Genomic DNA, 24,618 nt, shown 5'->3' on the forward strand with positions numbered 1-24,618 from the left:
ACCAAGGCGGGGCCGCGCCACCAAGACTCGGGGCCCGGGTCATTTGGCGTCGGCGTAGCACTGGACCACGGAGACGTCCAAGGGAAAGCGGACCTCGGTCGCCCCGAACAGGAGGCGGCCGGCCTCGGCCGCGCTCTGTTGGACCGCCGCCACCACCGCGGGCGCTTCCTCCTCGGGGCAGTGGACCACCACCTCGTCGTGGACGAAGAAGACCAGCTCGGCCTTCGTACCCTCCAGGGCCGTACGCAACGACGCCAGCAGGACCAGGGCCCACTCGGCCGCGGTCGCCTGGATGACGAAGTTGCGGGTGAAACGGCCCCGCGCCCGGCCGGTCGCGCCGCCCTGGGGCAGCTCGGCCGAACCCGCCTCCTCGGGTGGGTCGAGGCCGGCGTCGCGCCACGCCGACGACGCGGGTGGGCAGGTGCGGCCCAGCCAGGAGCGGACCAGGCCCCCGGCCTCGCCGGTGCGGGCGGCCGTCTCGACATAGTCGAACGCGGTGGGATAACGCTGGCGGAGCACGGTCAGCGCGGGGACGGCCGAGCCGCCGGTCTGGCCGTACATGGCGCCGATGAGGGCGATCTTGGCCTTGGCGCGGTCGCCGTCGAAGGAGTCGCGGGCCAGGGCGGCGTAGAGATCGCCGGCGCTTCCGGCGGCGGCCAGGCGGTCGTCGCCGGAGACCGCGGCCAGGATGCGGGGCTCGAGCTGGCCGGCGTCGGCGACCACGAAGCGCCAGCCCTCGTCGGCGACCACGGCCCGGCGGACCACCTTGGGGACCTGTAGCGCTCCCCCGCCACGGCTGGCCCACCGGCCGGAGACCACGCCGCCGGGGACGAACTCGGCGCGGAACCGGCCGTTCACGACCCAGGCGTCGAGCCAGCTCCAGCCGTGCGCGGTCCAGATGCGGTAGAGCTCCTTGTAGGCCAGCAGGGGCTTGACCGCCGGATGGTCGACCTCGCGCAGCACCCACCGCCGGGTGTTGGGGACCTCGATCCCGGCCTTGGCGAAGGCGCGCACCACCTCGGCCGGAGAATCAGGGTGCAATCCGCGTACGCCGAAAGCGTCGTTGATCTCCGCCGTCAGTGCCGCCAGCCGGCGGGGCGGGCCGACCGGCTGTGGTGGGCCGAGCAGCTCGCGCAGCAGCTCGTTGTGGATGTCGGCGCGCCAGGGCAACCCGGCGTGGCCCATCTCGACGCCGAGCAGGGCGCCCGCGTTCTCGGCGGCCACGAGCAGACGGAAGCGCCCGGCTTGTTCGATCGAGGCGAGTCGCTTCTGCTGGTCGGCGAACGCCCGCACGATGTCGGTGAGGGGAACGGACTGCGGCGCGGATGTGGTCTCGAACAGGGCGCCCTGGCTGAGGCCGGGTGGATCGGGCGGTCGGGGCGGCGGGTCGGGTGGCACGGGACGGCCGTCGAGGCGGGCGAGCACCGCCGGCAACATCCGCGGGGCGCCCCAGCTTCCCGCGTATCCCAGAAGCAGTGCCTCGGTCAGCTCGAGATCGTGACAGCGCCGGACCCGGACGCCCGCGCGGACCAGCGACGGGTAGATGTCGGCGGTGGCGGGCCAGACCCACCGCACCGGGCCGGCCGCCTCGCGTTCGCCGACGTAGGCCGCCAGGTCGGGCACGTCGAAAGCCGGGCCGTCGGGAAGGGGCTGGAGCCGGCCACCCCCGTGCGTGGCCGGTCCCAGCCCTTCCTGAACGGCTATCAGCGGCGGGCCCACATCCTCATTCTGGCCGCCGGGTACGACAAAAACCGGCTACTTCACGGCGCCGGCGGTCAGGCCGGACTGGATCTGACGCTGGAAGATGGCGTACACGACGATCATCGGCAGGATCGAGAGGGTGAGCGCGGCGAACAGCGTCGACCACTGCGCCTGGTAACCCGCCGAGGTGCTGATGTTCGCGATGCCCTGGGTCAGCACCCACTTGGAGTCGGCCCCGGCACCCTGCATGATCGCGACCGGCAGCAGGTATTGGTTCCACTGGCCGACGATGTTGAAGATCGTGATGCTGATCAGGCCGCTGCGGGCCATCGGCACCATGATCTGGAAGAACTTGCGGGTGTGGGAGGCGCCGTCGACGGTCGCCGCCTCCTCGATCTCGATCGGCAGCGTCTTGAAGAACGCGGCCAGGAAGAAGACCGTGAACGGCAGCGAGTAGGCGATGTACACCAGGATCAGCCCGGTGAAGGTGTTGATCAGGCCGAAGCTCTTCAGGATGAAGAAGAGCGGGACCAGGGCCAGGAAGGTGGGGAAGGCCAGGCCGCTGACGAACAGGTAGTAGATGAAGCGGTTGCCGAAGAACTTGTAGCGGGCCAGCACGTACGCGGCCATCGAGCCGAACAGCATGGTGCCGGCCGTGCTCAGCGCGACCACGAACACGCTGTTCAGGAAGTACTGGCCGACGTGGGCGGTGCTCCACGCGTTCGCGTACGACTCGAACGAGAACGAGCCCGGCAGCCCGAACGGCTTGCCCAGGAAGATCTCGGTGTTGTTCTTGAACGAGGACAGGATCACCCAGATCAGCGGACCGGCCGTGGCCAGCGCCCAGACGAACAGGGCGATGTGGGCGAGGCCGCTGAACGCGTTCACCTCACGCTTGGTGTCCGGCTTGCGTCCGGCGGCCTGGGCGGTGCCCGGGGCGGCGGCGGGCACGGTGGTCGATGTCATGGTCACCGGGCCTCCCTCACATCTCGACGGCGTCGCGGCGGGTGACCCGGAGGGTCAGCGCGGCGAACGCCAGGGTCAGGATGAACAGCGAGACACCCAGCGCGGACGCGTACCCGGCCTGGGAGAACTCGAAGGCGTTGCGATAGATCATCAGGCTGAGCACCGAGGTGGCGCCGTCCGGTCCGCCCCGCTCCACCGACATGATGTTGACCAGCGCGAAGCAGTCGAACGCGGCGATGCCGAGGTAGACCCAGGCGACCTGGATGGTCTGCCAGAGCAGCGGGATGGTGATCCGGAAGAACAGCGTCATCCGGTTGGCCCCGTCCAGCGCCGCGGCCTCGTAGATCTCGGCCGAGATCGAGCCCATGCCGGCCGAGAAGAGCACCACGTAGAAGCCGACCGACTGCCACACCAGCACGGCGACGATGCAGATCAGCGCCAGGTTTCGGTCGGCCAGGAAGAGGATCGGGTCCCAGCCGGACGGGAGCAGCCCGTTGATCAGGCCGCTCTCGTCCGGCGAGTAGACCCGGCCGAAGATGACCGCGACGATGGCCAGGGCCAGCAGCTGCGGGAAGAAGAACAGCACCCGGTAGAGCTTGGAACCCCAGACGCCGCGGGTGGTGCCGCCCTTGTGACCGCCGCCGACGTTCAGCAGGAACGCGAACACCAGCGCGATGGCGATCGTGATGATCGGCAGCACCAGCAGGACGAACAGGTTGTGCTGGACGGATCGCCAGAACAACGAGTCGTTCCACATCGTGACGAAGTTGTCGAATCCGACGTACGAGATCGGGCCCAGGCCGGACCAGTCGGTGAACGCCAACTGGAAGGTCTGGACATATGCCGCGACCACGAAGATCGCGTAGAGCGCCACCGGCACGACAAGGAAACCGATGATGAAGGGGTACTTGCCGTGCCGCATGACGTCCTTCCTACTGGCCGGCGGGGTGAAAAACCAGCTGGCTACTTGGCGGCCTTGGCGGCCTTGTCCATCCGGGCGACGAAGGCGTCGGCCGTGCCACCCTCGTAGAACAGCTGGTTGGTCGCCGCCTGGCACTCCACGTCGAGCTTCTTGAACAGGTCGGGCCAGCGGTAGCCGAAGAAGTTGGTCCCGGCCGCCTTGAGCAGCTCGTTACCGCTGGTCAGGCCGGGCGAGATGGTCAGGCCGTCGGCGGCGCCCTGCACCACCGTGAGCACCTTGGTCAGCTTGGTGAAGCCGGCCGCGCCCTCCTTGGAGAGCATGTGGCGCAGGTATTCCATGCCGCCGCGCGGGTTCTTGCCCTTGCTCGAGGCGTAGTACATCTCGCCGGCGGCGGCGTAGATCGAGGTCTGCGGCAGCTTGTCCGAGCCGGTGACCGACGGCAGCGGGATGACCGCGTACTCGAAGCCGGGCGGGGTGTCCTTGGTCTGCTCGTTCTCGAGCCAGGAGCCGCACGGGTAGAAGGCGACCTTGTCCTGGTTCTGCTGCAGCTGGACCTCGGTGTGGCGCAGGCCGGAGAACTTCTTGTCGGAGAAGTTCTTGCCGATCTCGGCCCACGCGGCGGCGGCCTGCTTGATCGGCTCGGCGGTCCACGCGCCCGGGGCGTTCTCGTCCAGCGCCTTGAGGATCTCGACGCCACCGATCTTGGCCGCGCTGGTCAGGATGGCCAGGTACATGTAGTACGGCGCGTTGGCCCCGGCGTACGCGAACGGGGTGATGCCCTTGGCCTTGATCTGGCCGAGCAGGGTGGTGAACTCGTCCCAGGTCTTCGGCAGCTGCCAGTTGTTCTTGGTGAACAGCGCCTTGTTGTACCAGAGGCCGTAGACGGTGAACGCGTAGTTCACGACGAACGGCTTGCCGTCGAACAGGCCCTGCTCGTACGCGCCGGGGACCAGGGTGTCCTTGACCGTCTTGCCCGGGATGTCGACCGACGGGGCGGCGAACAGGTCGGTCAGGTCCTGGGCCTGGCCCGCCTTGACGATGGCGGCCATGTCCATCAGGCCGGCACCGGCGTTGTTGACCATGTCCGGTGGGTCACCGGCGTTGATCCGGGGCTGGACGACCTTGCCGATCTCCTGGGTCTCGGAGAACTTGACCTCGGCGTTCGGGAAGGCCTTCTTGTACGAGGGAATGTGCACGTCGGTGGCGTACTTGGTGCCCAGACCACCGTTGAAGATGATGACCTCGATCGGCGCCTTCTCGTCGACGCCGAGCGGGTTGGCGGCGCTCTTCGTACCCTCGGCCTGCTTCTGGGTGGGCTCGTCGCTGGTGCCGACGCAGGCGCTCAACAGGCCGGCCGCCGGGGTGGCCATCAGGCCCACGGCGGCGGCGCGGCGCAGCAGCGTCCGCCGGTCGACCTCGGGCCGGGCAAAAATTTCGCTCATCGTTTCTCCTCGCTGGTGGTGCTGTGTTGCTCGTACGGAAAAGGGGTTGGTGCCTCAGCCCTTCACCGCACCGGCGGTGAGGCCGGTCGCGATGTTGCGCTGAATGATGAGGAAGAAGATCACCACCGGGATCGCGGTCAGGATCGACCCGGCCATCAACGGTCCCCAGAACGTCCCTCGTTGCGTCTGGTTCTGCAGCAGCCAGGCCATCAGGTTCTGCTGGGCCTGATCATTGAACGTGTTGATGATGATGAACTCGTTCCACGCCTGAATGAAGCCGTACACGGACGTTGCGACCAAACCGGGACCCGTGAGCGGCAGGATGATCCGCCAGAACACCTGAGCACGCGTGCACCCGTCGATCAGCGCGGCCTCGTCGAGTTCGCGCGGAATCCCGGAGATGAAACCACGAAGCGTCCAGACGGTGTACGGCAGGATCAGCACGATATAGACGAGCGTCACCCCAAGCAGGTCCTTGGTCAGGCCGAATCCCTGCATCATGAGGAACAGCGGAATCAGCAGGGCGACCAACGGAACCATCTGGACTCCGAGTACGACCAGAATGATCGCCTTGCGGCCGTAGAAGCTGAACCGGGCGATGGCCAGCGCGGCCAGGAAGCCGACCACTATCGCACCGGCCACCGCACCGAGCGTGATGAGCACGCCGTTGAGCAGGTCCTGCTGGAAGTAGGGGGCGTTGAAGGCCGACTTGAAGTTGTCCAGCGTCGGGCTCATCGGGATGAACGTCGGCTCGAACCGCAGGATCTCGTTCGACGGCTTGAACGCGGTGTTGAGCACCCAGTAGACCGGGAACGCCATCACCACGGTGAAGACGATCCCGGCCAGGTTGGCCAGCACGGTGCCGGTCCGGCTGCGGCCGACCGTGACGGTTCCGGTGTCCCGGACGCGGCGCTTGCGGGCCGGGACGGCGGGGGCGACGGCGGCCATCAGTCCACGTCTCCGATCTTGAACATCTGACGGATGTAGAACACCATCACGGCCAGCAGCAGGAGCACGGTGATCACCGCGACCGCCGAGCCGAGGCTGTAGTTGTTGTTCTTGAACGCGACGCTGTAGGCGTACGTGGCCAGGGACTGGTAGTCGGAGCTGGGCCGCCCGTCCCGGATCACCCAGGGCTGGGTGAAGACGCCGAAGTTCCAGATCGCCGACAACGTGGTCACGATGACGATCAACGGTTTCAAGATCGGCAGAACGATGTTACGGAATCCCTGCCAGGCCGAGGCGCCGTCGACCGTGGCCGCCTCGAGCAACTCCTTGGGCACCTGGGTCAGGCCGGCGTTGAGCGTGATGGCGATGAACGGGATGCCGGCCCAGACCACCAACGCGGTGATCACCGACCAGCCCTCCAGCGGCTCGGCGAACCAGCTGTGGTTCTCGTAGTCCAGCCCGATCCGGGTGAGCAGGTAGTTGATCACGCCGAAGTCGGCGTCGACCAGCCACCGGAAGATCTGGGTGGCGACCAGCTGCGGCATGGCCCAGACGAACATCATCGCGACGATCATCGCGATCCGGACGCCCGGCGCGACCCGGCGCATCAGCATGGCCACGGCCAGGCCGAGGACCACGGTGAGCGAGACCGACACCACGGTGAAGGCCGCGGTACGCAGCGCGACGGTCCAGAACACGCTGTCGCCGAGGATCTTGGTGTAGTTGTCCAGGCCGACCCAGGGCGGCGTGAGGCCGGCGAACAGCTCCCGCAGCCGCATGCTCTGGAAGGACAACACGACCATCCGGATCATCGGATAGCCGAGCAGCGCGGACAGCAGGAACAGCGCGGGCAGGGCGAGCGCGTACGGTACGAAACCGCCGGAGGTGCTCGACCGGCGCTTACGACGCACGTGCGCGCCGGGCGCCGCCGGACCGGGCGGTGTGGGCCGCGCCGGGGCGGACGGTGAGGCGACGGACATCTGATCCCTTCCTCTCCTCGTCGCCGATCACCGGTACGCCGCCCACCCGCGTCTGCGGCGGGCGGGCGGCGCCGGTGGTCAGCCGTTGAGGATGGTGTTGATCTGGTCGTCGGCCTTCTTGGTCGCGTCGGCCACGGTGGCCTTGTCGGTGGCGATGCTGACCAGCATCTGCTGGATCACGTTGGCCGACTCGACCTCGGCCCACTTGGGCGCCATCGGGACGAAGAAGCTGTTCTTCGCGGCCTGGGCGCTGGCCTCGTTGCCCTCCTTGGCGGCGGCCTTGTCGAGCAGGTTGGTCGCGTTGGGCAGGGCACCCTTGTCGATCAGGAGCTCCTGCGACTTGGTGTCGGTGAAGATCTTGACCCACTGCGCGGCCAGCTCGGGGTTCTTGGCCTTGGCGGTGACGCCGACGTCCGAGCCGCCGAGGAAGGACGGGATCTCCGGCATGGCGACCGTGGCGACCTTGCCGGCCACCTTGGTCTTGACCTTCTCCGAGGCCGGGTTGTTCGGGTCCTTGGGCTGCTCCTGCGCCGAGCCGGCCTCCCAGCCCGCGCCGTACATCATGCCGCTCTGGCCCTGGGCGAAGACCGCGGACTGGTCGACCTCGTTCTTGGTCTTGTCACCGGAGGAGAAGGTGGTGATCTCCTTCCACTTGGTCAGGCCCTCCTGCACCTTGGGGTCGGAGAGCGTGCCGACCCACTTGTCGCCGTCCTGCTTGGCGATCGTGCCGCCGCCGGCGACGGCCCAGGCCAGACCCATGTACTGGTGCGCGCCGGGGGCGTAGAAGGCCGAGAACTTGCCCCCGGTGTTCTTCTCCTTGAGCGTCTTGGCCGCGGTGACCACGTCGGCGTACGTCTTCGGCGGCTGCAGACCGGCCTTCTTGAACAGGTCGGTGTTGTAGATCAGCACGCGGGCGCCCGCGTAGTAGGGCACGCAGTAGGTCTTGCCCTCGAACTCGCACGGAGCGGAGAGGCCGGTCAGCCAGTTGGCCGAGTTCTCGTACTGAGTCTTGTCGAGCTCGTGGAAGGCGTTGTTGAAGACGTACTTGGGCATCTCGGTGTTGCCCAGCTCCATCACGTCCGGCACGTCGGAGCCGGCCAGCGTGGCGTCGACCTTGGCCAGGTGGTCGCCCCACTGCTGGTAGTCGATCTGCACCTGGGCCCCGGTGGCCTGGGTGAAGCGCTCGTTGGCCTGGTCGACCACGTTCTTCCAGCCGGACTGCGCGTCGACCATGAGCCAGACCTTGAGGGTCTTGCCCTTGCCGTCGACCGACGCGTTGGCGTTCGGCGTGGCGCTGTTGCTGCTGTCGTTGCCGCACGCCGCCGCGAGCAGAGTGGCGGTGAGTGCCGCGGCGAGCGCGATCTTGCGCTTCACGGTTCCTCCAGAGGGGTCTTGTCGGGTGCGCGATCTATGTGGGGTGGACATCAGGGTTTTCATGTTGTGCTCCCGTCCTTCGCGGCTTTGTGTCCGCTGACGGCCTGGGCGGTGCGCTGGAACGCGGCATGCGAACGTTCGTGGGTCCGCTGCGCGACGGCGACGTAGAGGAGGTCGAGGACGACCAGCTGGGGGTGGCGCGCGGAGAGCGCGTCGGGCCGGAAGGTGGTCGCCTGGGTGGCGGTGAGCAGCACGATGTCGGCCAGCTCGGCCAGCGGCGAGCGCGGGAAGCTGGTCAGGGCGATCGTGGTGGCGCCGTGGCTGCCGGCCTCGGCCAGCAGCTCGATGGTCTCGCCGGTCTCGCCCGAGTGCGAGATGCCCAGCGCGACGTCGCCCGCTCGGGACAGCGCGGCGCTGGCCAGGCCGTTGTGCACGTCGGTCCAGGCCCAGGCCGGCACCCCGATGCGGTGCAGGCTGAACTGCATCTCCTCGCCGACCAGGGCACTGCCGCTGGCGCCGAAGATGTTCACCCGGGTGGCCGCGGCGATCGCGCCGGCGGCCCGCTCGACCTCGGCCAGGTCGAGGAGCTCGGCGGTGTTGTGCATGGCGCGGGTGTCGGACGCCATGATCTGCCCGAGGACGCGTTCCAGCGGATCGCCCGGCTGGATCTCGCGTCCGATGTCGACGGTCCAGCCCGCCGACCGGGCCCGGCCGGTCTCCGCGGCGATGCCCAGGCGCAGGTCGGCGTACCCGTCGAAGCCCAGGGCCCGGCAGAACCGGGTGACCGTGGCCGGCGAGGTGCCGCTGCGCTCGGCGAGCTCGACGATGGTGGCCCGGGAGGCGGCGGCCGGGTCGGTGAGGACCTGCTCGGCGACTCGCTGGAGGGCGCCGGTGAACTCCGGGAGAAGGGTCCGGACGCGAACCAGCACGCCGTCCGAGCCGTTCAGACTCGGGGCCTTGACGACCGTGGCCGCTGCCACGCCGTCAACCGCCGGCTCGACCATGGGGCCGCCCTTCAGGAAGGAGTGTTAACTGTCGCGGTAAAAGTTCTTACTAACCACCCCTCCGAGTCAAGAGTTTGGTTCAAGTTTTCAAACCGTTACCTGATCAATGGGCATGAATACGCGGCCGATTCGACCGGTTTTGGGATAGGCCGAACGCCCGATCGGCCGCGAGCCGATCGGGTGAAATGGGTAGGAGTGTTTACCGTGCGGTGTCGCGGATGGCCTGCGCGAACACCTCGGAGCGGTGCTCGAAGTTGCGGTACCGGCCGTAACTCGGCGCGGCCGGCGACAACAGCACCACGCCGCCCTCCGGCGTCAGCTTGCGGGCCAGGCTCACCGCCGCCGGCAGGTCCTCGGCCACCTCGGTGCGGACAGCGGGCAGACCGGCCAGCTCGGCCACGATGCGCTCGCCGCTGTCCGGAATGCCGATCACGGTCAGCTCGAGGTCACGGACGTGCTCACGCAGCGGGCCGTAGTCGAGGCCCCGGTCGGTGCCGCCGACCAGCACGGTCAACGGCCGGCCCTGGTACGCGTCGATCGCGTGCATGGCCGAGTAGGGGCTGGTGGACAGCGTGTCGTCGACGAACGTCAGGCCGGACGGGTCCTCGATCTCGGCCAGCCGGTGCGGCAGCCCCTCGTACGACCGGACCGCGGCGGCGACCTCCGGGGCGTACACGTCGACACCTATGCCGTCCAGCACCGCGAGGGCGACGCAGAGATTGCGCCCGTTGTGCACGCCGCGCAGCTTGAAGTCGGCACGCGGGAAGAGCGGGTCGTCGCTGCACCACACCTGACCGTCGCCCTCGACCCGGAACCGGGAGTCACCGGCGCCGGCCGGGACCGGGGCGAACCCGTTCGCGTCGGTCACACCGGAAACCTCGCGCATCAGCCGCTCGTCGGCGGCGTTGACAACGATCAATTCCGGACTGTGGGCCAGGATGTTGAGCTTGTCGCGATAATATTCGCGCTCGCCGCCGTGCGCGTCCAGATGCTCGGGGAAGAGCGAGGTGACCACCGCCACCCGGGGCGAGTCGGCCAGGTCGGCGCACTGGTAGCTGGACAGTTCGAGCACGTAGAGCTCGGCCGGCGGCAGGTCGAGCAGCGGGACGCCGATGTTGCCGCCGAAGACGTTGGGCCGGCCGGCCGCCGCCAGCAGGTGGCCGAGCAGGCTGGACGTGGTGCTCTTGCCCTTGGAGCCGGTCACGCCCACGGTGCGGCCGGCGTGCTCGGCCATCCACAGCGCGCTGCCGCCGGTGATCGCGACGCCGCGGCCACGCAGCTCGGCCATCCACGGGTGGGTCTGCGGCACGCCGGGCGACCGCACCACCACATCGGCCGCCACCAGGGCGCCGAACGCGTGGTCACCGCCGGCCAGCGGCGCCAGCGCGGCCAGCTCGCCCTCCCACGGGATGGACAGGAAGTTGGCGCTGTCGTCCACCGCGAGCAGCCGGGACGGACCGTGCTGGGCGATCGCGGTCACCGCGGCCCGGCCCTCCCGGCCCGTACCCCAGACCGCCACCGACCGACCCTTCAGCTCCGCGAGACGCATGCGCATTAGTATTGCCGCCGGTCCGACGACGGGAGAACGCGGGTGGCTCAGGAATACACGGCGCTGCGGATGACGACGCGCTCGTTCGACGCCGCGACCGGCGTGGTCAAGCTCGGCTACCTGCTCGACGGGCCGGCCCCCGAGACCTTCACCGAGACGGTCACGCTGCCGGTGGGCACCGCCGACACCCAGACCTTGATGCGTACGCTCGAACTGCTGCACGTGGTCGCCGGAGTCAGCTACTACAAGGTCGGCGCCCCGCCCCTGGTCGTCACCGAGGATGCGTTCGGGCCCGCCGCGCGGGCCTTCTTCGATGCCGTCTACACCCACGGGCTGGCCGAGTACGCCTACCGGAACCAGCTGCCGCACGTGCTGGACCTGCACGTTTCGACCGCCGGCGACCCGACGCCGGTGAGCGAGACGGACAATTCGGACGGCAGGCCGCTGAGCGCGGTCGGCGGGGGCAAGGACTCGATCGTCACGCTGGAGATCCTGCGCGCGGCCGGCTTCGACCCGGTCCCGTTCTCGGTCAACCCCAACCCGGTCATCGTCAGCGTCAACGAGGCCTCCGGGCTGCCCGCGCTGGCCGCGCGGCGGCAGCTCGACCCGCGGTTGTTCGAGCTCAACAACGCCGGCGCCCGCAACGGCCACATCCCGGTCACCGCGATCAACTCGCTCATCGCGATCGCTACCGCGGCGTGGCACGGGCTCGGCCCGGTGGCGATGTCCAACGAGCGCTCGGCCAGTGACCCCAACCTGATCTGGAACGGACACGAGGTCAACCATCAGTGGTCCAAGGGGGAGGCTGCGGAAGGCTTGCTGCGGGCGGCCGTACGCGAGCACGTGGGTTTGACCGAGCCCTACTTCTCGTTCCTGCGGCCGCTGTCCGAACTGCGGATCGCCCAGCTGTTCGCCGCCCACACCCGCTACGACGACGTGGTGACCAGCTGCAACCAGGCGTTCAAGCTGCACGACCGGACCGAACGCTGGTGCGGGAACTGCCCCAAGTGCCGGTTCGTCTTCCTGGCCATGGCGCCGTTCATGCCGCACGAACGGCTGGTCCACATCTTCGGCCACGACCTGTTCGCCGACCCGGCCCAGCTGCCCGGCTACCGTGAACTGCTCGGACTGGACGCGCACAAGCCGTTCGAGTGCGTCGGCGAGGTCGAGGAATCGGTGGTCGCCCTCTCCATGATCGACGAGCACTCACCGGTCGTCGACGCCCTGCGCGCCGAGATCCCCGAGGAGGGCTGGAAGACCGCGCTGGCCGATCGGGACGACGTTCTCGCCCCGGCCAAGATCGGCTCTCTGCCGGAGCGTTACGCCTCGGTTCTGGCCGACGCCCTCAGATAGTTCGACAGGAATGACAACTCGTCGGCGGCGAGCTCGACGTCCCGGGACACCGCGCGGGTCGAATGCCCGACACCCACCTCACGGCGGATCAGGATCGGGGCCTCGCCCGTCGTGTCCCGCTGCAGCAGCGCGCACATCTTGCGGGCGTGCATCGTGTCCACCCGGGTGTCGCCCTCGAACACGGTGAACAGCACCGCCGGGTACGCCGTGCCCGGGCGCACGTTGTGGTACGGCGAATACGCCCGCAGCCACCGGAACTCCGCCGGCTCGGCCACCGTCCCGTACTCACCGTTCCAGTACTCGCCCAGCCCGAACCGCTCGTACCGCAGCATGTCCAGCAGCGGCGCCGAACAGACGGCCGCGCTCCACTTCGCCGGGTGTTGCGTGACCGCGGCGCCGACCAGCAGACCGCCGTTCGACCCACCTCGGATGCCCAGCATCGACCGGGTCGTCACGCCCTGCCCGACCAGCCAGTCCGAGGCGGCCGCGAAGTCGTCGAACACGTTCTGCTTGTGCTCACGCATGCCGGCCCGGTGCCACTCCTCACCCTCCTCGCTGCCGCCGCGCAGGTTCGCCACCGCGTACACCCCGCCCCGGGCCACCCACGCCTGGATCGACGGAGAGTAACCGGGCGTGATCGAGATGTTGAAGCCGCCGTAGCCGTAGAGGACCGTCGGGCGCGGCGTCGACAGGTCGGCGCCGGCCGGGGCGATCACGAACATGTGCACCGGGGTGCCGTCGTACGACGTGTACACGACCTGGCGGGTGGTCACCGCCGTGTCCGGGGTGCCGGGCGGACGCGCGTACACCTCGGAAGTGCCATTGGCGGCGTCGGCGTGCAACACGTAGGCCGGAGTGGTGAAGTCGGTCCAGCCCACCCACACGTCGGTGCCGGTGGCGCGGCGGGTCAGCGTGGTCACCGTACCCGGGCCGGGAAGATCCAACCGGCGTAGCTCGCGGCCGGAACCGAGATCGTGAACCGCGACCTCGCTGACCGCGTGCCGCGAACGCACCGCGACGATCAGCCCCGCACCGGCCAGCACCTGGGCGTCGACCAGCACCGCCTCCGGATCCTCGGGCAGCGCCTCCACCCGCTCCCCGTCGGCCCAGCGCAGCAGCCGCCAGCGCGGCGCGTCCAGATTGGTCAGCAGCCACAGGTCGCCCGCGGCGTCGAAATACGGCCTGGAGATCGCGTCCTCACCCAGGCTGACCGGCGTCAACATGCCGTCGCCGGGCACACCCAGCCACACGTCGTTGCGGGCGTCCGTGCCCCGGAACGCCGACACGGACAGCCAGCGGCCGTCATCCGAGGTGGACACGGCCAGATTGGTGGCCCGCGGCAGCCCGTCACCGAACACCAGCTCGTCCGACTCCGGATCGTGGCCCAGCTCGTGCCGGTACAGCCGCTGCCGCAGCCAGCGCTCCTCGTCGGCCTCGTCGATGGTCAGATAGCGCGGGTAGTAGAAGCTGCGGCCGCCCGGCAGCCAGGCGATCGACGGATGCCGGGTACGCCCGATCGGACCGTCCACGATGTCACCGGTGGTCACGTCCAGCACCCGGATCGTCGCCCACTCGGTGCCGCTCTCGCTCAACGCGTACGCCAGCAGATCGCCCTGGATGGACGGCGACCACGAGTCCAGCACCGTACGGCCGGTCGGGTCGATCGCGCCCGGGTCGACCAGCACGCGCTCCTCCCCCGACGGCTCGGTGACAAGCAGCACCGCGTGGTCCTGGCCCGGGTCCCGGCGGGTCGAGAACGACCGTTCCCCCCGCCACACCGGCGCCCCGATCGCACCCACCCGGAAGAGTTTCTCCAGGCCGGCGGCCCAGTCACCGCGGTCGGCCCAGCCGTCACGGGCGGCCGCGAACCGCAGATCCTGCCCGGCCGACCAGGCCTCCGTCTCAGGATCCTCGGCGTTCTCGAGCCGGCGGAACGGGTCTTCGATCGGCTCACCGTGGATCTCCTCGACGGTCAAATCAACCCTCCGGGGCGTCGTGGTGGATGCGCTCGGGAGCCACTCCGAGCAGCTGCAGCGCGGCGCTGGTGGCGGCCAGCATCACCGGCGGCCCGGCCAGGAAGACATCCGCCTCCGACCATTCCCCGTACGCCGCTATCGCATCCGTCACCAGGCCCGAAGCGTACTGACCCGGGTCACCCTCGGAAACGACGGGAACGACGGTCGCCCTCCGGCATGCGCGGGCGATCCGGGCGATGTCCTCCATGTCGTAGAGCTCGTCGAGGTCGCGTACGCCCCAGAACAGCACCGCCGACCGCGGGTCACCGGTCGCGGCCAGCTCGCCCAGCATCGCCTTCAGCGGCGCCACGCCGGTGTCCCCGGCCACCAGCAGCAGGTCCCGTTGCCCCGGCGGCACGCCCATGCCGCCCTCGGCCCGGGTGAACCGCACCCGGTCGCCCTCGCCGGTCCGGTAGACCAGCGTGCCCGAGACGCCGGCCTCGGTCTTCGCCCGCACGTGCAACTCGATGATGTTCCCCCGCCCGGCCAGTGAATACGGCCGCCACACCCCCGGCACACCGTCCACCTCGATCCGGGCATACTGCCCCGGCCGCCACGGCATCGGCAGGTAGGGCCGGATCCGCACCACGGCCAGATCGGGCCGGCGCCGCTCGTGCGACACCACCTCGGCCAGCCACGTCACCGGCTGATAGCGGGCCATCTCGGCGCCGTGCGCCACCCACTCGTGCACGTGCTGCCAGGTGCTGCGCCACGCCTGGTCGAAGTCCTGCCGCCAGCCGTTCGCGGTCATCCCCTGCCGCATCGCCTCGGCCAGCGCGGCCCCCACCAGTTGCAACTGGCCCGGCTGGATCCCGCACTCGGCCAGCGCCCCGCCCAGCTGCACACAACCGGCCACCAGCACCGGCGGATCGTCGAGGTTGTGCACCAGCCAGGCGAGCGCCTGAGCCAGCTGCTCACGCTGGGTCAACGGGGTGCCCGGGAGCGTCGCCGTCAGCTGCGGCTGGGCCAGCAGAAGCGCCGCCCGCAGCCTGGTCGCCACCTCCTCGGTGCCGCCGGCCAGGCTCAGACTGTTACTGAGCAGGCGTTGCACTTCCTTGAGGGCAGCGTCGTCGGCCGGGTCCATGCCGTCGCCGGCCCCGGCCGGTGGGTGGGTTCCGCCGATCTTGGGTACGCCGGGCAGCGGCATCACCACCGGGCCGGCCGGGTCGGGATACTGGCCCGGCACCGGACGGCCGACCGCGGACAGGCCCGGCACGGGGTCGACCGAGATCGGGCCGCTGGAGACGTTCGAGCCGTGGCCGGGGTGCGGGATCGGAACGCTGCCGCCCTGGACCGGGCGGACGGACGACGTCGCCCACGGGATCGGGACGCTCTCATCTTCAGGGGCCGGGGTTACGGTGCCGCCGGGCCATACCGCTCTCCCGGGCGCGCCTGGCCCATTGGGCGCGCCTGGCCCATTGGGCGCGCCTGGCCCATTGGGCGCGCCTGGTGCGTTGGGCGCGCCTGGTCCGGCCGGCGCTGTTGATCCGTTCGGCGCGCCCGGAGGTCCTGGCCTGACCGGCCATGGGTTGGGCTGGGCGCTGCTGGGTGGGTGCGGGGTCTGGGGCACAAGGGATCCGGGGTTGGTGGCGCCGGGGCCGGGCACGGTGGTGGGGTTCCCTCCGGTCCAGGGGGTGGGGGGTGGCGTTCCAGGTTGCGCCGGGCCCGAGCGCGGGGCGTACGAGCTGGTGGCAGTCTCGCCTGTCGCGCTGGGCGGGAGTATCGCGTGACCGGGCGCGACGGGCGAAACACCCTGACCACCCGGCGGCGATGGGATCGGAAGGAGTCGCGCCGGCACGCCGGGGAGGTTAGCGCCACCGGCCGGGGGGCCGGCTGCCGGCGGCTGCGCTCCGGGCGTCGGCGTCCAACCGGGCGGCGTCGTTCCACCCGGCGTCGTTCCACCCGGCGTCGTTCCACCCGGCGTCGTTCCACCCGGCGGCACCGTCTCGCCCGGCGGCAAAGTTCCACCCGGCGGCAAAGTTCGACCCGGCGGTACCGCTCCATCCGGCGGCACGGTCGCGCCGGGCGGCACGGTCGCGCCGGGCGGCATCGTCCAACCTGGCGGCATCGTCCAACCTGGGGGCACCGACCCGCCTGGGGGCACCGACCCGCCTGGCGGCACCGGGCCGGGCGTCGGCGCGGTTGGCGCACTCGGGCCCGGTGGCGGCGGCGTGGGATGGGCGGTTGGTGGGATGAAGGGCCGGCGGGGGCCTTCCGGATTGACCGAGGCCCGGGCGCCGTGCTGGGTGACCGATGGTTGGGCGGCGGCCGCTCGCGCCGGGTCGTCAGCCTGCTGGGGATCGCGCAGCGGGTTGACCGAACGGCGGGCCGCCGCGGGGTGGGCGGGCATCTCATCCACCGGCTCGCTGGTGGGCTGGGCGAAAGGATCCGGGTTGGCCGGACGGGTCGCGGCCGGGCCGGCGGGCAGGCTGCGGCGGGTGGCCGACGGCAGCGCGGCGGGCGGCGGGCCCGCGGGCATCGGGGTGGCGTGGTGCCCATAACCGCGTACAGCGGGATTGACCAGGGGAAAGCCGTCCGCAGCACCGGAGTGCCCGGACCCGGCGGTGGGATGCCCCGGTGCGGCAGAGGGGTGTCCAGCGGCAGAGGGGTTACCAGAAGCGGCGGGGTAGCCAGGGGCGGCGGACTGACCAGGGCCGGGAGCCGGGTGGCCAGGAGCGGCGGCGGGGTGGCCCGGGCCGGGAGCCGGGTGGTCGGGGTCGGTGGGCGGCGCGCCGAGGGCGGCCTCGACGTCGGCGGCGCCGGCCGCGGCGGCCTCGGGATGGGCCGCGCGGAGGCGGATGGCCCGGAGCAGGGCCACCAGATGCGGGTCGGAGCCGGACGACACGTGTACACCCCCGGGCGGCCGGAATACGCGAACAGTACAACCGTACTGCCGTGGTGGGCACGGCGTCCGCTACCCGGACAGAGCGGCGGCCATGCGGGCGGTCGCCTCGTCGAGCACATGGGCACCCGTACCGAAATTGAGCCGCACGTGCCCCAGCCCAGCCGCACCGAAACGCAGGCCGGGCTCCACGCCGACGCGGGCGCGGTCCAGGAAGAGGCCCTGCGGATCGTCGTCGCCCAGCTTGCGGCAGTCGAGCCAGGCCAGGTAGGTGGCCTGCGGCGGATGCCAGGAAATGGCGGGCAGCCGGTCGCGCAGCAGCCGGCCGAGCTGGGCGCGGCGGGCGTCGAGGGTGTACAGCAACTGGTCGAGCCACGGGCCGCCGTCGCGGAAGGCGGCGATGGACGCGATGACACCGAGGTGGCCGGTGCGCCAGCGGGCGTCGGGTGGGAAGGACGCGACGGCGGCGGCCATCCGGGCCGAGGCGGTCACCACGGCGGCGCACTTCAGGCCGGCCAGGTTGAAGGCCTTGCTCGCGGAGACGACGGCCACGGCCACGTCGGCCGCGCCGGGCAGCGACAGGATCGGGGTGTACGCCGCCCCGGGCAGCACCAGCGGGGCGTGGATCTCGTCGCTGACGATGACCACCCGATAGCGTTCGGCCAGCCGGATCAGCGCGGTCAGCTCGTCGGCCGTGTGCACCCGGCCGACCGGATTGTGGGGGTTGCTGAGCACGTACACCGCTGGATGTCGAGCGAACGCCGCCTCGATCGCGGCCAGGTCGAGCCGGTAGCCGGACTCCCCCAGGCGCAGCGGAACCTCGATGTTGCGGACGCCCGCCTCGGGTGACCAGTCGAAGAACGGCGGATAGATCGGCGGGCTGATCGCGACCACGTCGCCGGGCCGGGTGAACACCCGCAGCAACTCGACCACGCCGACGCCGACGTCGGTGATCGCGGTGACGCCGGCCGGATCGACCTGCCAGCCCCAGCGTGCGGCGGCGAACCCGGCATAGGCTTCGCCCAGTTCCGGCTCGGCCGACGAATAGCCGACGTCGGACGCGTCGACCGCCTCCCGCAGCGCGGCCAGCACCGGCGGCGCCAGCGCGAAATCCGTCTCGGCCACGTGCATCGGGATCACCCCGGCCGGGAACCGCCGCCACTTGGCCGAGCGGCGCTGGGCCAGTTCGGACAGGGACGCGACCGCCAACTCATCGACCATGACCTCATTGTGACCGGGATCGGGCCGCCCAAACGAGCGCTTCCTCCTCGTACGCAGAACCTGCTCTGCACACCACGAGGAAGCGCCTCCTCCTCGTACGCAGAACCTGCTCTGCACACCACGAGGAAGCGCCTCCTCCTCGTACGCAGAACCTGCTCTGCGCACCAGGAGGGAGCGCGCCAGGTCAGCGGCGGGCGGCGGGCGGGTGCCGCGATTGGAGGCAAGATGGAGCGGCGAGGAGCGCCCCGCCATGAATCGCTCCTGGTCAGAGGCCGGCGGCGAGGCGGTAGACGACCGAGGGGAAAGCGCCGTCGGCGAAGTCGAGGGACGGGTCGTGGGTCATGCCGAGGCGGGTCATCACGGCTCGGGAGCGGTGGTTGCCGGCGGCGGCGATGGCGACGATCTCGGGTAGGCGCAGGGTGTCGAAGCCGTACGAAAGGCAGGCTCGGGCGGCTTCCGTCGCATACCCGGAACCCCACATCTCGCGGGCCAGCCGCCAGCCGATCTCGACGCCCTCGACCGGGCCCCCGGGATCGACCGGGTCGAGGCCGGCGAAGCCGGCGAGCGTGCCCGACGACGCCACCTCGACCGCCCACCAGCCCCAGCCCCGCGTATCGATGTCGGCCGCGAACCGAGCCATCGACGCGGCGCTGTGCTCGCGGGTGAGCGGGCCGCCGAGGAACTCGCGGACCAGCGGGTCGGCGTTCATCGCGGCCCAGGCGTCCAGGTCGTCGTCGCGCCACTGCCGCAGGATGAGACGGTCGGTCCGCAGGGTGGTCACGCGATCCCCTCGCCGCGACCGCGGAGGAAGGGCGGGCAGGTCATGCGACCTGCCCGCGGAGAAAGGGCGGGTGGGTCATGCGATCTCCTGATCGTCGCGGCCCAGTTCCCAGAAGGCGACGGCCGCGGCGGCGGCCACGTTGAGCGAATCGACGTTGCGGCGCATCGGGATCTTGACGGGTACGTCGCTCGCGGCCAGGGCCGTGCGGGACAGGCCGGGGCCCTCGGCGCCGAGCAGCAGCGCGGCTCGGGCCCGCTGGGCGGTGGTGAGCTGGTGCAAGGGGGTCGCCGCGGGGTCGGGGGTCATTGCCAGCACGGTGAAACCAGCCTCGCGGACCTGGCCCAGGCCGTCCGGCCACGGTTCAAGAGTGGCGTACGGGATGGCGAAGACCTCGCCCATCGACACCCGGACCGCCCGGCGGTAGAGGGGGTCGGCGCAGGTCGGCGAGAGCAGCACCGCGTCGACGCCAAGCGCGGCCGCGTCGCGGAACACCGCCCCGATGTTGGTGTGGTTGTTGACGTCCTCCAGCACCGCCAGGCGCCGGGCCGAGGCGATCAGTTCGTCCGCCGTACGCAGCGGAAGCCGGTGGAACGAGGCGAGCACCCCGCGGTGGACGTGGAAGCCGGTGGCCTGTTCCAGCACGGCCGGCGCGGCGGCGTAGATCGGGGCGTCGCCGGGCAGGTCGGCGAGCTGGCCGATCCGCTTGGCGTCGATCAGGTAGGAGCGGGGACGGTAGCCCGCCCGCAGCGCCCGGCGCAGCACCAGTTCACCCTCGGCGATGAAGAGGCCGTGCGGCGGCTCCCACCTGGTGCGCAGTTCGAGGTCGGTGAGGGCGCGGTAGTCGCCGAGGCGGTCGTCGGCGGGGTCGGTGATCTCGTGTACGTCGGGCACGGGTCAGTCGACGCGGTAGCTCAGGTGGGTGGCGTGGGCGGAGTGGCGTACCCGGAACTGCCGGAGGGTCCGGGGTGAGCCGCCGTCGAAAAGTGGGGTGCCGCCGCCGAGGATGACGGGGGCCAGGTGCAGGTGGAGTTCGTCGAGCAGGCCGAGTTCGAGGGCGCCGCGTACGGTGCGGCCGCCGCCCATGATCACCACGTGGCGGTCGTCGGCCATCGCGGTGGCCTTGGCGACGGCGCTGCCGATGCCGTCGGCCACGAAGGTGAACCGGTCGGCCGGCAGGCGCATCCTTTCCGGCGGGGTGCGGGTCACCACCAGCACCGGCTGGAGGCCGACCTCGCCGGCGCCGTAGCCCACCTCGTCGTTCCAGCCGCCGGGGCTGTCGATGAGGTCGAACAGGGTCCGGCCCATGACGATGACGCCGGTGGCGCCGGTGCCCTCGCTCAGCACCGCCTGGTCGACCGCGTCGTTCGAGAACGCCCACGTGTGCAGGCCCTCGCCGCCGTCGCCGAGCCCGTTCGCGAGCCCGGGATGGGGGCCGGTCACGTACCCGTCGAGCGAGATGGAGATGTCCGCGATGACCTTCGGCATGCCTGCGAGCATGCCATGCGCGGGCGACGGCAAATGCTCCGTGGTCGCCCCGAGCGGCATCCGCCACGCGAACACCGCCCAGGCCCAGGCGCATGCTACGGGCGGCGGGGCTGTCGCTGGGCGTTACGCGGGTGGGATGAGGCGGTTGCCGGTCCAGGCCAGGCCCATGCCGGCGGCCAGGAGCAGGAGGGCGCCGATGGTCGGGAAGGGCTGGATCGCGTACGAGCCGGCACCGATCGACACCGCGGCCAGCATCAGCAGCACCCCGTCGGCTGGGTTGACCAGGCGGCTGCGGAAGACCGCCCAGCCCTGCAGCAGCCAGCCGGCGCCGAGGACGGCGGCGCCGGCGACCGCCGCGGTGTGCACCTGGTCGCCGGCGAGCGGGCTGCCGTCGGGGGCCACGCCGGCCGGCAGGGCTGAGACGGGCAGCAGGACAGTGGCGCCGGCCAGGCCGATGAGCAGGCCGGCGACGGCGGGGCGGCGGGTACGGGCGCCGGCCAGCAACGCGGCCAGGGCGATCATCGCGATCGTCGAGCACCAGCCGGCGGCGAGCCGGACGACGAGCGGGCCGGGCGGGGTGGCCACGCCGAGCCCGGACCAGCCGAGCAGCAGCGCGCTCATCGGCAGCGCCCACAAGGCGACCCGGGCGTAGCGGCGGACCGACCAGATCCACACCGCCTCGCGTACCGGCAGAAGGTGATCGTCGTCGGTGCTGACCGGGCGGGCCGCGCCCACCCAGGCGGGCGCCACGCGCAGCGGGCGTCCACTCGCGGTCTGGCGCTGGCTGATGCTCATGGCGGCGTCCCTCGCTCGGGTCACGGCCGAGCGGCTGGGGGGCACCGTCGGTGGGTCCTCTGCGGACAGAATCGCAGAGGATCGCCCGGCTCCGATGTGAAACCGCCGAAACGGGACAGATGTTTCGGCTGGGGCGGCCGGTGTGGCCGCCCCAGCCATGCGATCAGGCGCGTTCCTGCTGCTGCACGCCGTTGTAGTCGGCGCCGCCGAGGGCCGCCGACGGCGGAACCGGGTCGGGGGCGGGCAGGCCCTTGGGCGCGTTGTCGCCGGAGACCTGGGCCTCCGCCTGACGCACCTGGGCGTTGACCGCCTCGGCCTCGGCCGCCGCGGCCTGCGCCGCCTCGACCGCTTCCCGTTCGACCGCGCCGGCGTCGACCGCCTCGGTCGGCTTGTCGCCGGCCATGTTGGCCAGGCCGCCCAGCGCGCCGCCGATGCCGTCGAGAGCCTTGCTCAGCTCGGTCGGCACGATCCAGACCTTGTTGGCCGTGCCGTTGGCGATCTGCGGCAGGGCCTGCAGGTATTGGTAGGCCAGGACCTTCTGCGACGGGTTGGCGGTGTGGATCGCGTCGAAGACGGTACGGATGGCCTTGGCCTGGCCCTCGGCTTGGAGGATCCGGGCCTGCCGGTCACCGTCGGCCCGGAGCACCTGCGACTGCTTCTCACCCTCGGCGGTCAGGATCGCCGCCTGCTTGTGACCCTCGGCGTTCAGGATCGTCGCGCGACGCTCCCGCTCGGCGCGCATCTGCTTCTCCATCGAGTCGCGGATGCTCGGCGGCGGCTCGATCGCCTTGATCTCCACCCGGGTCACCTTGATGCCCCAGCGGCCGGTGGTCTCGTCGAGCACGCTCGACAGGTGGCGGTTGATCTCCTCGCGGCTGGTCAGGGCACGCTCCAGGTCGAGCGAGCCGATGACGTTGCGCAGGGTGGTGACGGTGAGCTGCTCGATGGCCTGGAGGAAATTGCTGATCTCGTACGTGGCCCGGACCGGGTCGACCACCTTGAAGTAGAGGACCGTGTCGATCGAGACCACCAGGTTGTCCGACGTGATGACCGGCTGCGGCGGGAAGCTGACGACCTGCTCGCGCATGTCCACCTTGGTGCGGACAGCGTCGACGAACGGCACCAGCAGATTGAGCCCCGGCGCCAGGGTCCGCTTGTACTTGCCCAGCCGCTCGACCACGTCCATCCGCTGCTGCGGGACGATCCGCACCGACCGGACGAGCGTGATGACGGCGAACAACGCGATGATGAAAATGAGAATGCCGACGACAGCGTCCATAGCGCCTCTCAGATCTCTGGCATGTCATCGCGCCACACGATGGCTGTGGCGCCGTTGACCTTGACCACCCGGACCCGCTGGCCGGGCTGGTATTTCTCGGTGTGGTCCATGACGCGGGCCTGCCACAGCTCGCCGTCGATCTTGACCAGACCGTGCTCGGTGCCGACCTCTTCGAGCACCGTCGCGCGGGCGCCCTCCAGGGCCTGGACCCCGAACTGCGTCTCGCCCGGCTCCAGTTCGTCGCGCTGGTGCCGCACGATGATCGGCCGGATCGCCCCGACGGTCAGGGCCGAGACGACGGCGAAGACGATCGCCTGGACGAGTAGGGGTGCCCCGAGCGCCGCCGCGCCCGCGGCGGCCAGGGCACCCACCGCGAAGAAGATGATCAGGAAGGTGGCCGTGAAGGCCTCACCGATCGCCAGAGCGACCGCGAGCACCACCCACAGCACCGCGTCCATACCTGAATCGTGACACGTCTACGCACGTATCGCGCATCCACCGCACGCCCGAAGACGCACACGTCCGCGGCGGCGGCCGGCCCGCCCGGGCGAGTCGGTAACCGCGTAGCCAGATCGCCCCCACGCAGTTAGACATGGAAGTTCCCCACCGAAAGGACTCCCGTGGACCTGCTGCCGGAATCCGTGCGCCGCGTCACCGAGATCACCGCTCAGGCACAGGCCACCGGCCGGGTCCCGTCAGTGGCGCTGGGCGTGCTCCGGGACCGCGCGGTACTGCACCTGGCGGCGGCCGGCGAGCACCCGCGCCCCGACCCCAAGACGCAGTACCGCCTCGGCTCGATCACCAAGACGTTCACCGCGACGGTGGTCATGCAGCTGCGCGACGAGGGGTTCTTTTCGCTCGACGACCTGCTCTACCGGCACCTGCCCGGCACCCCGGTCGGCGGGATCACCCTGCGGCAGCTGCTCGGGCACGTCTCCGGCCGGCAGCGCGAACCCGACGGCCGGTGGTGGGAGCGGACCGACGGCGGCGACGTAGGCCAGCTGCTGGCCGGCCTGGTGCCGGAGAAGCTGTCCGGCCGGCCGTACCGGGCGTTTCACTACTCCAACCTGGCGTACGGGCTGCTCGGCGCCGTCCTCGAGCGGGTCACCGGCGAGTCGTGGGGCACGCTGGTCGGCCGGCGGGTGCTCGACCCGCTGGGGATGAAGCGGACCACGTACGCTCCGGTCGAGCCGTTCGCCCGCGGTTACGTGGTCGACCCGGCCTACGGCACGCTGCACGAGGAGCCGCGAGCCGACGCGGGCGCCATGGCGCCGGCCGGGCAGTTGTGGTCCACGGTCACCGACATGGCCAAGTGGGCGGCGTTCCTGGCCGACCCGGCGCCGGCGGTGCTGGCCCGCGAGACCGTCGACGAGATGTGTGCGCCGGTCACCATCTACGACCTGGAGTCGTGGACCGGCGGCCACGGGCTGGGACCGGAGCTCTACCGGGTCGGCGAACGGGTCTACGTCGGGCACGGCGGCTCGATGCCCGGCTACGTCGCCACCCTCGCGGTGCACCGGCGCAGCCGGCTCGGGGTGATCGCGTTCGCCAACGCGTACGGGCTGACCGGCACATCCATCCAGGACGTGGCCCTGGACGCGCTGACCGCGGTGCTGGACACGGAGCCCCCGGTCACCGAACCGTGGCGCCCGGCGGCACCGCCCGCCCGTGAGACGGCCGAGTTGTGCGGGCGGTGGTGGTGGATCGGCCGCGAGCACGAGATCACCGCGGACGGCGAGGACATCGTGGTGGAGGGCCTGGCCAAGCCGCGCGAGGAGCCGTGGCGGTTCGTACGCGAGGGCGGCGACCGCTGGCGCGGGGTGAGCGGCGATCAGCTGGGCGAGGTGCTGCAGGTGATCCGGGCGGTCGACGGAGCGGTCGAGGCGCTGGACATCGCGACCTTCGTGTTCAAGCGGGATCCGGCCCACTTGGCGTAGGGCGCGCGCCGGCGGTTCGCGGGG

The 24,618-nt window shown here is 70.8% G+C and carries 20 protein-coding genes; 2 read left to right on the plus strand and 18 right to left on the minus strand.

The window, feature by feature from the left end; genetic code table 11:
* Window positions 1–39: 39 nt before the first annotated feature.
* The 9 genes from ACGFIO_RS19310 to murD all read right to left on the minus strand — a co-directional run bounded on the left by ACGFIO_RS19310 (window position 40) and on the right by murD (window position 10,886).
* On the minus strand, window positions 40–1,719 hold the full coding sequence (locus tag ACGFIO_RS19310; protein WP_392827628.1) for a bifunctional 3'-5' exonuclease/DNA polymerase: 1,680 nt from the start codon (window positions 1,717–1,719) through the stop codon (window positions 40–42).
* Between the two features lie 36 nt (window positions 1,720–1,755).
* Window positions 1,756–2,667, minus strand: coding sequence for a carbohydrate ABC transporter permease (locus ACGFIO_RS19315; RefSeq protein WP_392827812.1), 912 nt, complete (start codon window positions 2,665–2,667; stop codon window positions 1,756–1,758).
* Between the two features lie 16 nt (window positions 2,668–2,683).
* Window positions 2,684–3,589 (minus strand): carbohydrate ABC transporter permease, encoded by a 906-nt coding sequence (locus tag ACGFIO_RS19320; RefSeq protein WP_392827629.1) that lies wholly within the window; start codon window positions 3,587–3,589, stop codon window positions 2,684–2,686.
* Window positions 3,590–3,630: 41 nt separating this feature from the next.
* On the minus strand, window positions 3,631–5,031 hold the full coding sequence (gene ngcE, locus ACGFIO_RS19325) for an N-acetylglucosamine/diacetylchitobiose ABC transporter substrate-binding protein (protein ID WP_392827630.1): 1,401 nt from the start codon (window positions 5,029–5,031) through the stop codon (window positions 3,631–3,633).
* 54 nt (window positions 5,032–5,085) lie between these two features.
* A complete protein-coding gene (locus ACGFIO_RS19330) occupies window positions 5,086–5,979 on the minus strand; it encodes a carbohydrate ABC transporter permease (RefSeq protein WP_392827631.1) in 894 nt (297 codons plus the stop codon).
* Entirely contained in the window at window positions 5,979–6,959 is a 981-nt protein-coding gene (locus ACGFIO_RS19335) for a carbohydrate ABC transporter permease (RefSeq protein ID WP_392827632.1), read from the minus strand. The genes ACGFIO_RS19330 and ACGFIO_RS19335 overlap by 1 nt, the downstream gene beginning before the upstream one ends.
* A gap of 78 nt (window positions 6,960–7,037) precedes the next feature.
* Window positions 7,038–8,333 carry an extracellular solute-binding protein gene (locus ACGFIO_RS19340; RefSeq protein WP_392827633.1) on the minus strand — a complete coding sequence of 432 codons (1,296 nt, stop codon included), beginning with the start codon at window positions 8,331–8,333 and terminating at the stop codon, window positions 7,038–7,040.
* Window positions 8,334–8,392: 59 nt separating this feature from the next.
* On the minus strand, window positions 8,393–9,337 hold the full coding sequence (locus ACGFIO_RS19345; protein WP_392827634.1) for a MurR/RpiR family transcriptional regulator: 945 nt from the start codon (window positions 9,335–9,337) through the stop codon (window positions 8,393–8,395).
* Between the two features lie 199 nt (window positions 9,338–9,536).
* Window positions 9,537–10,886 (minus strand): UDP-N-acetylmuramoyl-L-alanine--D-glutamate ligase, encoded by a 1,350-nt coding sequence (murD, locus tag ACGFIO_RS19350; RefSeq protein WP_392827635.1) that lies wholly within the window; start codon window positions 10,884–10,886, stop codon window positions 9,537–9,539.
* 69 nt (window positions 10,887–10,955) lie between these two features.
* Here murD and ACGFIO_RS19355 point away from each other — a divergent pair, with 69 nt between their 5' ends.
* Window positions 10,956–12,239: a hypothetical protein gene (locus ACGFIO_RS19355; RefSeq protein ID WP_392827813.1), complete on the plus strand. Its 1,284-nt coding sequence runs from the start codon at window positions 10,956–10,958 to the stop codon at window positions 12,237–12,239.
* Here ACGFIO_RS19355 and ACGFIO_RS19360 read toward each other — a convergent pair.
* The 9 genes from ACGFIO_RS19360 to ACGFIO_RS19400 all read right to left on the minus strand — a co-directional run bounded on the left by ACGFIO_RS19360 (window position 12,206) and on the right by ACGFIO_RS19400 (window position 23,115).
* The gene (locus ACGFIO_RS19360) at window positions 12,206–14,215 is read right to left on the minus strand and encodes a prolyl oligopeptidase family protein (protein ID WP_392827636.1); all 2,010 of its coding nucleotides are present in this window, start codon (window positions 14,213–14,215) and stop codon (window positions 12,206–12,208) included. The two genes, ACGFIO_RS19355 and ACGFIO_RS19360, sit on opposite strands and share 34 nt — an antisense overlap.
* Window position 14,216: 1 nt before the next feature.
* The gene (locus ACGFIO_RS19365; protein WP_392827637.1) at window positions 14,217–15,470 is read right to left on the minus strand and encodes a globin; all 1,254 of its coding nucleotides are present in this window, start codon (window positions 15,468–15,470) and stop codon (window positions 14,217–14,219) included.
* Window positions 15,471–17,168: 1,698 nt separating this feature from the next.
* Complete coding sequence (locus ACGFIO_RS19370) at window positions 17,169–18,317, minus strand: MalY/PatB family protein (protein WP_392827638.1); 1,149 nt, start codon at window positions 18,315–18,317, stop codon at window positions 17,169–17,171.
* A 265-nt stretch (window positions 18,318–18,582) separates the two neighbouring features.
* Window positions 18,583–19,098, minus strand: a complete 516-nt coding sequence (locus tag ACGFIO_RS19375) for a GNAT family N-acetyltransferase (RefSeq protein WP_392827639.1) — start codon at window positions 19,096–19,098, stop codon at window positions 18,583–18,585.
* Between the two features lie 75 nt (window positions 19,099–19,173).
* Window positions 19,174–19,989 (minus strand): TrmH family RNA methyltransferase, encoded by an 816-nt coding sequence (locus tag ACGFIO_RS19380; RefSeq protein ID WP_392827640.1) that lies wholly within the window; start codon window positions 19,987–19,989, stop codon window positions 19,174–19,176.
* Window positions 19,990–19,992: 3 nt separating this feature from the next.
* Complete coding sequence (locus ACGFIO_RS19385; RefSeq protein WP_392827641.1) at window positions 19,993–20,583, minus strand: dihydrofolate reductase family protein; 591 nt, start codon at window positions 20,581–20,583, stop codon at window positions 19,993–19,995.
* A 123-nt stretch (window positions 20,584–20,706) separates the two neighbouring features.
* Window positions 20,707–21,378: a hypothetical protein gene (locus tag ACGFIO_RS19390; protein ID WP_392827642.1), complete on the minus strand. Its 672-nt coding sequence runs from the start codon at window positions 21,376–21,378 to the stop codon at window positions 20,707–20,709.
* A 163-nt stretch (window positions 21,379–21,541) separates the two neighbouring features.
* A complete protein-coding gene (locus ACGFIO_RS19395) occupies window positions 21,542–22,657 on the minus strand; it encodes an SPFH domain-containing protein (RefSeq protein ID WP_392827643.1) in 1,116 nt (371 codons plus the stop codon).
* Between the two features lie 8 nt (window positions 22,658–22,665).
* Window positions 22,666–23,115: an NfeD family protein gene (locus ACGFIO_RS19400; protein WP_392827644.1), complete on the minus strand. Its 450-nt coding sequence runs from the start codon at window positions 23,113–23,115 to the stop codon at window positions 22,666–22,668.
* A 162-nt stretch (window positions 23,116–23,277) separates the two neighbouring features.
* Here ACGFIO_RS19400 and ACGFIO_RS19405 point away from each other — a divergent pair, with 162 nt between their 5' ends.
* Window positions 23,278–24,594, plus strand: a complete 1,317-nt coding sequence (locus tag ACGFIO_RS19405) for a serine hydrolase domain-containing protein (RefSeq protein ID WP_392827645.1) — start codon at window positions 23,278–23,280, stop codon at window positions 24,592–24,594.
* Window positions 24,595–24,618 lie beyond the last annotated feature (24 nt).

It is taken from the genome of Actinoplanes sp. NPDC049265, assembly GCF_043197135.1.
Lineage (GTDB): Bacteria > Actinomycetota > Actinomycetes > Mycobacteriales > Micromonosporaceae > Actinoplanes.